Source organism: Candidatus Cloacimonadota bacterium, assembly GCA_028706475.1.
In the GTDB taxonomy this organism is placed as follows: domain Bacteria; phylum Cloacimonadota; class Cloacimonadia; order Cloacimonadales; family Cloacimonadaceae; genus UBA5456.
In genome coordinates this window covers 1-13,695 of record JAQWBI010000044.1, presented here as the reverse complement: position 1 = coordinate 13,695, position 13,695 = coordinate 1, and the positions used below count along the sequence as shown (strand labels likewise).

10 protein-coding genes are annotated in these 13,695 nt (G+C 47.1%); all 10 read right to left on the bottom strand.

Annotated elements, in window-relative coordinates:
* Positions 1-48: 48 nt before the first annotated feature.
* Complete coding sequence (locus tag PHF32_07480; GenBank protein MDD4560558.1) at positions 49-1,002, bottom strand: polysaccharide deacetylase family protein; 954 nt, start codon at positions 1,000-1,002, stop codon at positions 49-51.
* A gap of 11 nt (positions 1,003-1,013) precedes the next feature.
* Complete coding sequence (leuS, locus tag PHF32_07475; protein MDD4560557.1) at positions 1,014-3,497, bottom strand: leucine--tRNA ligase; 2,484 nt, start codon at positions 3,495-3,497, stop codon at positions 1,014-1,016.
* A gap of 103 nt (positions 3,498-3,600) precedes the next feature.
* A complete protein-coding gene (locus PHF32_07470) occupies positions 3,601-4,038 on the bottom strand; it encodes a lipocalin family protein (protein MDD4560556.1) in 438 nt (145 codons plus the stop codon).
* A gap of 183 nt (positions 4,039-4,221) precedes the next feature.
* A complete protein-coding gene (gene nifJ / locus PHF32_07465) occupies positions 4,222-7,737 on the bottom strand; it encodes a pyruvate:ferredoxin (flavodoxin) oxidoreductase (GenBank protein MDD4560555.1) in 3,516 nt (1,171 codons plus the stop codon).
* 230 nt (positions 7,738-7,967) lie between these two features.
* Positions 7,968-8,345, bottom strand: a complete 378-nt coding sequence (locus PHF32_07460) for a VanZ family protein (GenBank protein MDD4560554.1) — start codon at positions 8,343-8,345, stop codon at positions 7,968-7,970.
* Between the two features lie 113 nt (positions 8,346-8,458).
* Positions 8,459-9,466, bottom strand: coding sequence for a type I glyceraldehyde-3-phosphate dehydrogenase (gene gap, locus PHF32_07455; protein ID MDD4560553.1), 1,008 nt, complete (start codon positions 9,464-9,466; stop codon positions 8,459-8,461).
* A 4-nt stretch (positions 9,467-9,470) separates the two neighbouring features.
* Positions 9,471-10,445 (bottom strand): class II fructose-bisphosphate aldolase, encoded by a 975-nt coding sequence (locus PHF32_07450; GenBank protein ID MDD4560552.1) that lies wholly within the window; start codon positions 10,443-10,445, stop codon positions 9,471-9,473.
* 1,189 nt (positions 10,446-11,634) lie between these two features.
* On the bottom strand, positions 11,635-12,297 hold the full coding sequence (locus PHF32_07445; GenBank protein ID MDD4560551.1) for an SdpI family protein: 663 nt from the start codon (positions 12,295-12,297) through the stop codon (positions 11,635-11,637).
* 6 nt (positions 12,298-12,303) lie between these two features.
* On the bottom strand, positions 12,304-12,564 hold the full coding sequence (locus PHF32_07440; GenBank protein MDD4560550.1) for an autorepressor SdpR family transcription factor: 261 nt from the start codon (positions 12,562-12,564) through the stop codon (positions 12,304-12,306).
* 120 nt (positions 12,565-12,684) lie between these two features.
* Positions 12,685-13,476: a hypothetical protein gene (locus tag PHF32_07435; protein MDD4560549.1), complete on the bottom strand. Its 792-nt coding sequence runs from the start codon at positions 13,474-13,476 to the stop codon at positions 12,685-12,687.
* Positions 13,477-13,695 lie beyond the last annotated feature (219 nt).

The following is a 13,695-nucleotide window of genomic DNA, read 5'->3' as shown; positions in this document are numbered from 1 at the left end:
CACTTTCATAGAGTTTTTTTGATAAAGACAGCAAAGATTAATTGACTACTAGAATAAGGATAAGGCGTCCTTGAGACGCCGAAGACGTGGCACCAGCCAAAGCTCTTTGAGGCTGGGGAAAGGGCAATGCTCCAGGGATACTCTTTGCCAGAGTCTGCTTTTCGGATGATTATCGGAAGAGCGATAGCGAATGCCCAGGCATGCCTTTAAGGATGTATCCTTACACAGATCGCTCAGCAAGCCGGGAGAGCACTCTCTGCCGTATGGAAAGGCAAAGAAAGGCAGGGGTTCAAATCCGGCATCGCTAAGAGCTTCTTTGTTCTTGTGTAGTTCATCGCAGATCTGGGGATAGGACAAGCGGCTGACATCTGCATGGCTATGGCTGTGCAAGGCGAATTCCACTCCATAATTCTGCAACTCTTGCATCTGAGTCAAGCTGAGAAATGGTTTCTTCCGGGCAAGGTATTCCTCTTGTGATGTGGGGCAAAAGCGATCCCAAAGCTCATCACAGAACTCATCTTTGTGGTGATCCGGAACAGAAAACATCCGATGAGAGATGCTGCCGTCTGCTGGGAGTGAATACATTGTTTGAAGGGAGCTTAGGGCATCAGACAGATCACTTTCATCCGCATGATGGCGAATCTGGATCAATTTGTGGTTCCAAGCCAGGGCACGGTTGTCAATACAGCATCCGATCATAAATACTGTGAGTGGAATTTGGTGTTTCCTAATGATCGGCAGAACTTCATGGTAAATGCAGGAAAAACCATCATCTGCGGCAAGTACAGCTCTGGGATATCCGGGAGTGTGTGAATCAGCTTGAGCTTCTCTGAGGCTTGTAAAACGATAACCCAAATCCAGAAGGTGTTTCAGACTATCAGAAAAGGTCTTTGTGCTTAGCCCTTCAGGATACAATTCCGCTTGATGATGGCCTACCCGGTGAAAGAAGAATACAGGCTGAGAGGAACTGAGTAAAACCCGTGTAAGCCTCTTCGCTCTCATATCAAAGCAGCTTATTTCCCGATTGCAATGCTGATCATCTTTCCGGGAATCACGATGAGTTTCTTGATCTGAAATCCTTCCAGAGCGCGCTTCACATTCTCTACCTTCAAGGCTTCTTCCTTTAGTGTTTCGGGATCAGTATCCGGAGCAACTTCCAGTTTGCCGCGGATCTTTCCGTTTACTTGGATCACATAGGTGATGGTATCTTGAATCAGATACTTCTCTTCATATCCGGGCAGACCGCTTTCATGCAGCAGGATATCAAAGCCCATCATCTGCCATAGCTCTTCTGCAATATGCGGGGCAAAGGGGTAGAGCAATTGGGGGATAATTCTGCATGCTTCTGCATATACAGCCAGTGCGTCGTTATCCATCAGGTCCGGCTCTTTAATGGCCACGCAATGGTTTAGATGTTCCATGATGGCTGCGATGGCGGTATTGTATTGCATGCGTTGATTGCAGTCTTCCAGCCATTTCTTTGTGCATGAATGCGAGCTGTAGAGCAGTGTCTTCATCTCTGGGGAGAGCTTACCGGTGTCAGCTGTGAGTTGCAGACCTTTTTTGATGGCATCCAGATTGCTTTCGATCAGCCTGTAGATGCGGTTCAAAAAGCGGAATGCTCCCATCAGCGCTTCATCGTTCCACTCCACATCCTTTTCCGGTGGCGAGGCAAAGAGCAGATAGACGCGCAAGGTGTCACTTCCGAAGCGATCTACTATGTATTGTGGATCCACGGTGTTGCCTTTGGATTTACTCATCTTAGCGCCATCTTTCAGTACCATGCCTTGTGTGAGCAGGCGTTGGAAAGGTTCATTGCCTTTCACCCAACCTAGGTCACGCATGAATTTGTAAAAGAATCGGGCATAAAGCAGGTGCATGCAGGCATGTTCGATGCCACCGATGTATTGATCTACGGGCAACCAAAAATCGGCTTTGGCGGGATCAAAGGGCAGATCCTGGTTGTGAGCATCGGCATAGCGGGCATAGTACCAAGAGGAATCCACAAAGGTATCCATGGTGTCGGTTTCGCGTTTTGCGTTTTCTCCGCACTGGGGACATTTCACGTTTAGCCATTCTGGCACACTTAGCAGGGGATTGGATGTGGTTTTGCCCACTTGTACATTGTCCGGCAAGAGCACGGGAAGATCTTCATCCGGTACCAAAACCACACCGCATTTGGGGCAATGGATGATGGGGATGGGATTGCCCCAATAGCGCTGGCGAGAGATGCCCCAATCGCGCAGGCGATAGGTAACGGTCTTTTCCCCCCAGTTGTTCTGGGCAATCCAGTCTGTGATTGCGCCTTTTGCCTCTTCGCTGGCCATCCCGTCAAAGTGGGCGGAGGCTGCCATTATTCCCGGTTCAGTATAAGCTTCTGTCATTGTATTCAGGTGCAGTCCGGCTAGAGGATTCTGGATCACGATCTTCATTGGGATATCGTACTTTTTGGCAAAGTCAAAATCGCGCTGATCGTGGGCGGGAACCGCCATCACAGCACCGGTTCCGTAGTCCATTAGCACATAGTTTGTTATCCAAATCTGCACTCTGTCACCATTCAAAGGATTGATGCAATAGCGTTTGCTAAAGATGCCTTCCTTGATGGTCTCAGCGCTGGAACGTAGCACTTTGTCTTCGTTTATGACTTTCTTGCAAAAATCATGCAGGGCATGGTTTTCAGGCTCTTCCTCCAGCCATTTCTGTACCAGAGGATGTTCCGGGGGAACTGCCATGAAGGTTACTCCGTAAATGGTATCCGGTCTGGTGGTAAAGACGGCTATACTCTCTGCCGAATCCGGAAGGGGGAATTCGATGCGAGCGCCTTCGCTTTTGCCGATCCAGTGTTTCTGCATGGTCATCACACGTTCCGGCCATTCGATTACATTAGAGAAATCAAGCAGCTCTTCAGCGTATTTGGTGATGCGGAAATACCACTGTTCCAGCTCTTTTTGGATTACTTCGCTGCCGCAACGCCAGCATGCACCTTCTTCAACTTGTTCGTTTGCCAGAACAGTGTTACACTGATTACACCAGTTTTGGAAGCTCTTTTTGCGGTAAACTAGGCCTTGTTCGTACATCCTTTTGAAGATATACTGCCCCCAGCGGTAGTAATCCGGACGACAGGTGCTTACTTCGCGATCCCAATCGAAGAAGAAGCCCATGCCATCGAATTGCTTGCGCATATTGGTGATGTTTTCTTCGGTAGTGAGGCGGGGATGGGAGTTGTGGGTAATAGCATAGTTCTCCGCGGGCATACCGAATGAGTCGTAGCCCATGGGCTGCATCACATTGTAACCTTCCATCAGTTTCAAGCGGGTGATGGCGTCACCTATGGAGTAGTTTGAGGCATGACCGATATGGAGTACCCCGGAAGGGTAGGGAAACATCGATAGAACGTAGTATTTGGGTTTGTCGCTCAAGTCTGAAGCTTGGGCAATTCCGTTATCTTTCCAGACTTTTTGCCATTTTTTCTCGATATCGGTAAAGGGATAATCCATGTTCAACTCCATGCGGTACGATAAAGCCGCTACATCTATATTTTGCTAAATCTTACAAAAAGATAGCTGTAGCGGCTTTTGTCAAGTGCAAATATTGGTTGCGTTAGTCTTGGATGCCTGTCACCACCAATTTCGATGTATCCCAACCGCCTTGTTTCAGGAAGCTCAAGATTTCATTGTAAGTATCTTTTCCCATACGTGGACTGTGCGAAAGTATCCACAAATACTTCTGTTTTCGATCGCTAATTACGCTGTATTGATAGTCTTTATCCAGCTTCACAATCCAATAATCACCATAGAAGGGCCAGAAGAAAGTTACCTTGAGCTTACTGTTGCTTTTGTCCACAGCATGTGCTTTGCCGGTTACTTGCTTCAGTATCTGCGTGCCAGCTTTGTCTTTGTAGCTGGTGTTTACCACGATAATCTTGTCCTTTTTATCCAGGGAGTAGTCTGCAGCAGAAAGCGCTGCGTCCTTGGGTTGAAACTTGGTGGGGTAGTAGGCATATTGATACCATCTGCCCAGATAACGGTTCAAATCCACTTTATCTACGGTTTTTTACCGCAGCGAGGCTGGTGCTCAGAACCAGCATAAGTATGATGGGGATCAGTCTTGATAACATTATTACATCCTAAAAGTGTTTTAAGATAAAATAGTGCAATTGGGTAATAAAACAAAAGGGAAAGCCTTTATCAAGCTTCCCCTTATTTATTGATTCTATATGAGTTATTCGCTCATTTTCTTATACTGCTCATAGCGTTCTTTGAAGAACTGTGTGCTGCCTTCTTCAAATTTCTCTGCACGTTCGGGGAAGATACGATACAGGCGGCTATAGCGGTTTTCTGTCTTGATGAAATCAGCAATGCTCATGCTGGGTTCTTTGCTATCCAGGGTAAGCGGGTTCTTGCCTTCCAGACGTCTCAGCGGATTGTAGCGATACAGCAGCCAATAACCTGCTTCCACTGCGGCTTTTTCGTGTTTTTGGCTCATGCTCATATCGATGCCGTGGTTTATGCAGGGAGCATAGGCGATGATGATTGCCGGCCCGGGATACTCTTCAGCTTCCTTAAAGGCTTGCAGGGCCTGGTTTTTGTTTGCGCCTATAGCGATTGAAGCCACATACACATAGCCGTAGTTCATCATCATCATACCCAGGTCTTTCTTGTTTGTAGCCTTACCTGCTTCGGCAAAGCGTGCAATAGAACCCATCGGTGTGGATTTTGAAGCCTGACCGCCGGTGTTTGAGTACACTTCGGTATCCAGAACCAGGACGTTGATTCTCTGATTGGAGGCCATCACGTGGTCCAATCCGCCGTAACCGATATCGTAGGCCCAGCCGTCACCACCGATTGCCCAGATGGATTTCTCGACAAAGTAATCCTTCAATTCATCCACTCTACGCAGGAGTTTAGCGCAGCCTTCGCAGGCGTTTTGGATGGCTTTGGGCAGAAGGTTGCGGATCTTGCGGGCGTTCTCTTTTGCTTCCTGATCCACTGCATCCCAGTGTTCCAAGCTGTATTTCAGCGCTTCTTTCAGTTCGGGATCGATGCCTTTTTCCATCAGAGCGTCCAAAGCCAGCTTCAGTTGTTTACGATGCGATTTAACTGCCAGACGCATTCCCAAACCATATTCTGCATTATCTTCAAAGAGGCTGTTTGCCCATGCAGGACCATGGCCGTCTTTGTTTTTGCAATAGGGGATTGTGGGGAAGGTTCCACCGTAGATGGAGGAGCATCCCGTAGCGTTAGCTACGATCATGCGATCACCGTGCAATTGAGTAAGCAGTTTGATATACGGGGTTTCGCCGCAACCGGCGCAAGCACCTGAGAACTCGAAGAGCGGCTGTTTGAACTGGCTGCCTTTCACGGTAGTTTCTTTGAAGTTTGCTAATACATCGCTGGGAAGCTTTTCGAAGAATTCGTAGTTTTTCTGTTCTCCGGCTGCACGCTCGTCTTCGATGGGATTCATTACCAAAGCGCTCTTGGGGCATTCGTTCACACATACGCGGCAGCCCTGACAATCGTCGATGTAGACCTGGATTTTGTATTGATAACCTTCAGCGCCCATAGCTTTAATGGTATTGAAACTTTCCGGAGCATCCTTCAGGTCTGCTTCGGTAATCAGTTTCGCCCGGATTGCGGCATGGGGGCACACAAAGGAGCATTGGTTGCATTGGATGCAGTTCTCTGATATCCATTTGGGAACTGCGGGAGCTACTCTGCGTTTCTCCAGCTTGGCGGTTCCGCTTTCCACAAAGCCATCCAGAGGCATTTGGGAAACCTTTATAACGTCGCCCTGCTCGCGCATGATGGGTTCGATTACGTTTTTTACAAATCCAGTTGCGTCTCTGGGTACCAGTTGTTTACGAGGGCCGCAGGTATCCGGCATTTGTGCTGTAATCTTCACTTCCACCAGGGCTTCATTTACTTTATCCACAGCGTTGAGGTTCATCTGAACCACTTCTTCGCCTTTCTTGCCATAGGTTTTACGGATGGATTCTTTGATCAAACCGATGGCTTCTTTGCGATCCATTACACCGCTGATGAGGAAGAACGCTGTCTGCATTACGGTATTTACTCTGCCGCCCAGTCCCACTTCTGCGGCGATCTTGAGGCCGTCGATATTGTAGAATTTGATCTTGCGGTTGATGATAGTCTCCTGCATCTCACAAGTAAGATTATTGAAGACTTCATCCATGCTCCAGTTCGAATTCAACAGGAATACGCCATTTTCCTTGATGCCGTTCAACAGGTCGAATCTGCCGATGAAAGCCTGATTGTGGCAAGCCACAAAATCCTCTTGCGTAACCAGGTATTGGCTGTGGATGGGTTTTTTACCAAAACGCAGATGGCTGCGGGTGATGCCGCCGCTCTTTTTGCTGTCGTATTGGAAATAGCCCTGCACATACATATCGGTGTTGTCGCCGATGATCTTGATGCTGTTCTTATTAGCGCCCACTGTTCCGTCTGATCCGAGACCCCAGAATTTACAGGAGATAGTACCTTCGGGAACGGTTTGGATGTGCTCATCCAGCGGCAAAGAGAGCTTGCTTACATCGTCTTCAATACCAACTGTGAAGCTATGGAATCCGCCTTTTTGCAGATGCTTGTAAACTGCCAGCACCATGTCTGGAGTAAATTCTTTGCTGGATAGGCCATAACGACCGCCGATGATGCTGAGGTTCTTACCTTGCAATGCGCTAACCACATCCAGATAAAGCGGTTCGCCAATGCTGCCCGGTTCTTTGGTTCTGTCCAGAACCGCTATGCGCTTTACGCTCTTGGGCAGAGCAGCCTGGAATTGCTTGACACCGAAGGGACGATATACGCGGACTTTTACCAAGCCCAGCTTCATTCCACGTTCTCTATTCAGATAATCGATAGTCTCGCTGATGGTCTCGCATCCGCTACCCATTGCCACGATCACGTCTGTTGCTTCGGGATCGCCCACATAATCGAAGAGATTGTAGTGCCGACCGATCTTGGCGCCTACTTCGTTCATGCATTCCTGGATAATGTCGAGGGCTTTATCATAATGTAAATTGCTGGTTTCGCGTCCCTGGAAATATACATCCGGGCCTTGCTGTCCCACTTTTACACGGGGAGCATCCGGAGTGAGGGCGCGTTTGCGGAAATCTTCCACCAGCTTGTGATCCAGCATTTCGTTCATGGTCTCATAATCCACTACATCGATCTTCTGCAATTCGTGAGAAGTGCGGAATCCATCAAAAAAGTGCAGGAATGGAATCGAGCTTTTCAAGGTGGCCAATTGGCTTACGATCGACAAGTCCATTACTTCCTGGACGCTATTGCTTGCGATCATCGCAAAACCGGTGTTACGGGCACTCATTACGTCGGAATGATCGCCAAAAATCGATAGAGACTGTGCTGCTAAAGAGCGTGCAGTCACATAAAACACTGTAGGCAACATCTCTCCGGCGATCTTATGCATGTTTGGCAGCATAAGCATCAAACCCTGAGAGGCTGTAAAAGTAGTTGTAAGTGCTCCGGCGGAGAGAGAGCCATGTACTGCTCCGGCAGCTCCGGCTTCGGATTGCATTTCCATTACATCCACGGTGGTACCGTAGATATTCTTACGGTTTTCAGCTGCCCATGCATCCGAAAGCTCACCCATACCGGATGACGGAGTAATGGGGTAGATTGCCGCTACCTCGTTAAAAGCGTATGCCACATGCGAAGCAGCGCCATTTCCGTCCATCGTAGCTTTTGTTTGTTTAGCCATTTCGGTAAACTCCTTATTATGCTATATTTTTGTTAGATAAAAATCACCTTTTGTTATCACTCAATTTTGCCATCAGGTTTATGTCAATGAAAATCGGTCGATTGAAGGTGTGACGCCTTTCTGCCAGAGGGAATCGATCCACTTATCTTTGAATGAGGTCTGTAAAATGGGGTATAGTCTGCCTATTCTTCTTATGAACACCCTTTATCTGAATGGCATATATGCTTATCTCAAGCCCGCCGATAGCTTTCGCTAAGCATTATGAAGCCTATTGCCAATACTGCTCCCCCCAGATTGTAGATCATGTCTGTGGGATTGAAACTACGCCAGGGTACTCCCAATTGTAATAGCTCCAGGCATACACCAGAAGCCAGCACGATTGCCGAGTACTTCAGCGCATCACAACGCTTGAACCAGCGCACATTATGAAGAGCACCCCAGATCCGGATGAGAGCAAAGCACAAGATCATGATGGCATGTGCCAGATAATCCAGCCGGAACACCCACAATCTATTTCTGCTCAGGCTTTGGTTTGTATCGTTGCCAATGGGGATGAGGTTTACTACAATCAATACCAAAAGCCACAGCCAAAACAACTTCTTTGTCATATTTCAGTTTTCGCTTCCTTTACTAATCTCTGTTTCCGCTTCCAGCGCGATGCTTCATGCGAAGGGCGCCCTGCAGGACGTCCCTCGCACGATAGAACTTTGCAATTATGTATCTATTCCAAACCGCTCATATACATCAACAGGTCGGCAACGCGGCAGCTATAGCCCCATTCGTTATCGTACCAACTGAGGATTTTCACCATGTTATCCTTCACATAGGTTCCACCAGCATCAAAAATGGAGGAATGGGAGTTCCCCACGATATCAATGGAAACGATGGGATCATCACAATACATCAGATATCCTTTCAGATACCCTTCCGCAGCCTCTTTCATGGCCATATTGAGCTCTTCTTTGTTGGTGCTGCGTGCCAGATTTACGCTCAAATCCACCAGAGAACCGTCCGGAGTGGGCACTCTTACCGCCAGCCCGTCCAGCTTGCCTTTCAGATCGGGAATCACCAGTCCGATTGCTTTGGCAGCTCCGGTGGTGGTGGGGATCATGCTCATTGCTGCGGCCCGGGCTCTACGCAGATCGTTATGCGGCAGATCCAGAATGTTCTGATCGTTGGTATAAGAATGGATGGTGGTCATCAATCCGTTGATAATGCCGAAACGATCGTGCAAGACCTTCGCTACCGGTGCCAGGCAATTTGTGGTACAGGATGCGTTGGACACGATCATATCTGTAGCTCTTAGATCGCGGTGGTTCACTCCCATCACGATAGTAGCATCCACATCATCCTTTGCAGGCACGGTAAGGATCACCTTCTGAGCACCGGCCTTGAGATGTTTTCCAGCCTTCTCTTTGGTTCTGAATATACCTGTGGCTTCCACCACATAATGCACATCCAGATCTTTCCAGGGAAGCGTTTCGGGATCCTTTTGGGCAAAGATCCTGATCTTTTTACCGCTCACTGTGATGCTTTCATCGTCGTGGCTCACTTCGCCGTCAAAGAGTTTGTGAACGCTATCGTACTTAAAGAGATAGGCTAGAGTCTTGGCGTCTGTTAGGTCGTTTATCGCCACTACTTCCACTTCGGGGTGGAACTTGATGAAGGCGCGCAGTACCAAACGTCCGATGCGGCCAAATCCATTTATCGCTACTCTTATCATAGTCATTCTCCTATAGCAGGATACTGTTGTGTGCGCTACCGGTAACCAGGCAGAAGCTCTTCACTGTTTCCTGCATTTTGTTTTCGCCTTTGATCAGCCACTTGCGCGGATCAAATATGCCTTTGTTTGGCACATAAGCCTTGGGATCCGTGTCCGGCGGGCAGACAATGGCATATTTCTCCTTTTCCCAATAAGCTTGGATCTCTTGTGCCATATCCATCTGATAGTGAGTGTCTTTATTGATCTTTACCACACCATTTTTGATGGCTTCACGCTGTTGCTCATCGGTCAGACCGCTGGCTCCGTGCAACACCAATCCGCGTTCCAAGCTGTTTTTGATCAGCAGATCATCGATCTCTTTCACCAAATCTAGACGTAGTACTATGTTCTCACCCTTGGATACGCCGTGATTTGTGCCCACACTGGCGGCAAAGAGATCCACATTGGTTTTCTGAACAAATTCCAGGGCTTCTTCGGGATGAGTGTAAAGCTCGGTCTCGGATACAACTTCGTCTTCCGCTCCCTTGATGTGCCCGATCTCGCCTTCTACCAGGATACCGTGTTTATGAGCCACTTCCACCACTTCTTTGGTGATGCGGATGTTTTCTGCGAGGTTCTCTTTGGATGCATCGATCATCACGGAGGTTACAAGATTATTCTCGATACAATATACTATGAAATCAAAGTAGTTTGGGGTGGCATGATCGATGTGCAAACCAATTCCGCTTTTGGGAAATTGCGCCGCAAAGGTCTTGATCATGGTGGAGATAAGCTGTGCTCCGATCTTTATATCCTGACTTTCACCAGCAGCGTATTTGCAGGCACCGCTGCTCATCTGCATCAATCCGTCACTTCCCACACTGTTGTAACCTTGGATGATAGCTCGGATTTGAGTATCGAAAACGACATTGGATGCGATTATCCCAAAACGTTGCTTCTTGGCCTTCTGGAATACTTCTTTCAATTGTGATCCGCTTAAAAACATGATATTTCCTCCTTACGGGATTGATCTTTATAAGGTCTATACATAATATTATTAAGATCACTACATAGTCAAGGGAAATCTTCGCCGAAGCAGATCAAAGCCTTCCCTGCGTGGAGATTATGGGCATAAGCTGCAGATGTCCCTCCCGATACGTGTTCTCCCACACATAATGTTCACTCTATGCACTTCAAAGATCATATGCGAAGAAAATCCCTTCATATACTATATGGCGGACAGCACTGGGACAAAAATGGAGAATGCTCGCTAAAGCTCGTATTAAATGAATAATGAATAATGGAGGTTGGGCTTCGGCCTGTTGGAGCTCGCTGCGCTCGCAGTTCACTAGTTCTTGGTTCGTTGTTCTTAGTTAATTAGTTCTGCAGTATTGCAGATGAACGGCGCTGCGGTGAGGGTTCGACACGTCCCATATCGTAGCATTCCGATGCTACGCCTCATTCTTTCGGAGCTACAGAAAGCTCTACCACACTTTGTAACTCGTGCCTCTGGCCCGTTTTCGTCATTGCGCCTCACCTGAGGTGTCAATATTCAGACACCAACGTCATCTCTGATGGTGTTTTTTAGTGGTGTTTCCCCTCTCCGAGGCTGTTGTAGTCTCAGGCTTCACATGTGTTCTTCATTCTTAGTTTGAGAGTTTGTGAAGATCGTGCTGCGGGTTTGTTTCCGGGGTACTGAAAGCTGAGCGCAGAGAAGTTTAGGACTTAGTCCAGTGTCGCCCATAAATGGCCCTACGCGTGTTCTAATACGACTCACATATTGTGCCAAGACATTTTTATCCTTGCCGCAAATTTCACACATCCTTTTCTTCTATACCAGATAGATCCGGTAAAACCCGAACAATGTTCTGGACACAGCCATCTATGCTATCTCTCTCTCTGATAGAATAAGTTAATAGACTTCAGACAATGCATAATGTCCACCCCTGCTTTTGAAGTCCATTTGACCGTATAACATATAGGTACACAAAAAGATATGTAAGGTCAAATAAACTCCAATAGCATTATGTAAGTTAAATGGAGTCACACAAGTCTGCTAATGACTAAAACCCTCACCCTAAATTTCAAATCGTCATCGCTTGATCAAATCTACCTATCTCGTAATCAATAAAGATGATATGATCTTGTCTTGAAAATGGCTGGACTTGGATATACCGATGGAAAGAACCCCTGATTTATTCTTCATGCGATTGTTTCTTAAACATGTACAGCGAATAGAACAGGGGATATAGCAAGAGCACCAGTGCCAACCAGGAGCTAATGATCTGCACTGTGGTACTCAAGGGCAAGAAGCCTTTTAGCACGAGCACCAGGCCACCCAGAAAGAAGGTACGTGAGCCAATCCGGTGAGTTTTATACCAGTTGTCTTCATCAGAGATGGTCCAGGGAGTGCGGATACCAACGAAGAAGTTCCGCGGCAATTTGGGCAGGAGATTTCCCAAAAACATCATCATGAAACCGATGATGATCAAAACCGGATTGAAGGGCAACATATCTGCACCCAAAGGATAACAGAGACCGTATAGATTTAGTAAAGCGAGAAATAACACCATCATAAACGAGATGTAGGGTAAGATACGGTCAAATCTTTCTGCCTGCCGCTTGTATTTGGGCGAGAAATAGGGCATCAGGTACAGTAACAAGAACATACCCACCACCATCAGTACAGCCAGAAATAAAGCTGAGCTTTTGCTGGTAAAATCGTCAACTACGCCTTCAATATTCCAGTGGATAGGGATCAGAGCATCCGCTGGAAGGGCTGTGGCGATTATTACTACTGCCGCCAGATATGCTGCAAGCAGGATGATGGTTCCGGTAAAGTGTTTCAAGCGCTTCATGATTCCTCACTTTCTTAAGTTTACTACCCATGCCAGAATGTCTTCGAAGATGCTGGTGTTTAGTCTGTAGTATATGTATTGCCCCTTTCTGGAGGCGTAGATCAGGCCGGTATTGCGCAGTATCTTGAGATGCTCGCTCAAACTGGCCTTAGTGAAATCGAAGTGTTCAGCTATTTGTCCTGCGCTGAGAGTTCCATGAGTCTTCAGCAGATTGAGGATTTTGCGGCGATTAGCGTCGGCAATAGCTTTGAACACGTTATCAGACATTGGGCATCCTTAGGTATTTAGTTAAAAACCTAAATATAGCAGCCGGTAAATCTGTCGAGAAAAACGTTCGTGAGTTGTGAGAATGCTACATTTCTCGGGATCCTGTACATCCCGTATACTTTAGAAACAAACACTAATACTCAGTTGAGCCTGAGTGCCGCCCCATTGATTGGTTTTTTCGCCTGTAGGGCCGGAAGGTGCATGGGCATCCCAATCAGTAAGCTTGCTCCACTTGATCGGCGCCAACTGTGTGATTTCCAGGGCGATGCTACCGTCGCTGAAGTGGTAATAAATAGTGGGTTTCAACTCCAGATGTGCGTCTAGATCGTCCGAGAAGTCAAAATGGAGATCTTCATAACTGAAGAGAAAGGGATACAGCACTACTCTGCGGTTCTTGATCAGGATGTCATCATCAAGAAAGTGGTGATTATAGGTCATTTTACAGGAAAATGTCAAACCCGGCTCATCCGTATCTCTACTCCTGTATTCGATGCCGGCAAAGGGAGAGACGGAATTGATGTGAAAGCGTTTGATGCGGGTTCGGTGCGCCAAAAAGGCGTCCCATGCGGAGAAAGGCCAGATGTCAAAGTAAGAATCGTCCCCTATAAAAGTATGATAACTGTTGCAGCCTCCGGAGTATTCCAGATGTGCCGTTTTATAGCTCATAGCCAGGCTGGGCGAGAGCATAAACAAGCGATCCAGTTTACCATATTTATCACCCTTATATTGCAAAGTGGCAGAACTATGCAACATGGATCCCCGCATCTGAATGCTCATCTTTTCACTCAGCTTTCTCTCGTATTTCACATTGGCATCGTAGATGTACAAGGCGTTGAAAAAGAGGGAATCGCGTTTCACGGGGAGATAATAAGGTCTTGCAACGATGCCGGGTAATTGATTTGCATCGTGCATCTTGATAGATTCACTTATCTAGATAAATTCAGTCTAACTAATATCTGTTAATTGTCAAGAAATAGATTTCATTATCATACTTTTTCTTGTACGGAGACTGTTCAATACCTCCCACTTCATTATGCTACTTTCCTTGTGTTCTTAGAGAAAAGCAGGTCGAGATGGTTCCAAGCGAGCTTTTCTTGACAAATTTGGGAGATATTTAGACTGGCGATCAGC

Coding starts and splice junctions, on each gene's coding strand:
- PHF32_07480 (MDD4560558.1), bottom strand. CDS start 1,002: ATGAGAGCGAAGAGGCTTACACGGGTTTTACTCAGTTCCTCTCAGCCT.
- leuS (MDD4560557.1), bottom strand. CDS start 3,497: ATGGATTATCCCTTTACCGATATCGAGAAAAAATGGCAAAAAGTCTGG.
- nifJ (MDD4560555.1), bottom strand. CDS start 7,737: ATGGCTAAACAAACAAAAGCTACGATGGACGGAAATGGCGCTGCTTCG.
- PHF32_07460 (MDD4560554.1), bottom strand. CDS start 8,345: ATGACAAAGAAGTTGTTTTGGCTGTGGCTTTTGGTATTGATTGTAGTA.
- gap (MDD4560553.1), bottom strand. CDS start 9,466: ATGACTATGATAAGAGTAGCGATAAATGGATTTGGCCGCATCGGACGT.
- PHF32_07450 (MDD4560552.1), bottom strand. CDS start 10,445: ATGTTTTTAAGCGGATCACAATTGAAAGAAGTATTCCAGAAGGCCAAG.
- PHF32_07445 (MDD4560551.1), bottom strand. CDS start 12,297: ATGAAGCGCTTGAAACACTTTACCGGAACCATCATCCTGCTTGCAGCA.
- PHF32_07440 (MDD4560550.1), bottom strand. CDS start 12,564: ATGTCTGATAACGTGTTCAAAGCTATTGCCGACGCTAATCGCCGCAAA.
- PHF32_07435 (MDD4560549.1), bottom strand. CDS start 13,476: ATGCACGATGCAAATCAATTACCCGGCATCGTTGCAAGACCTTATTAT.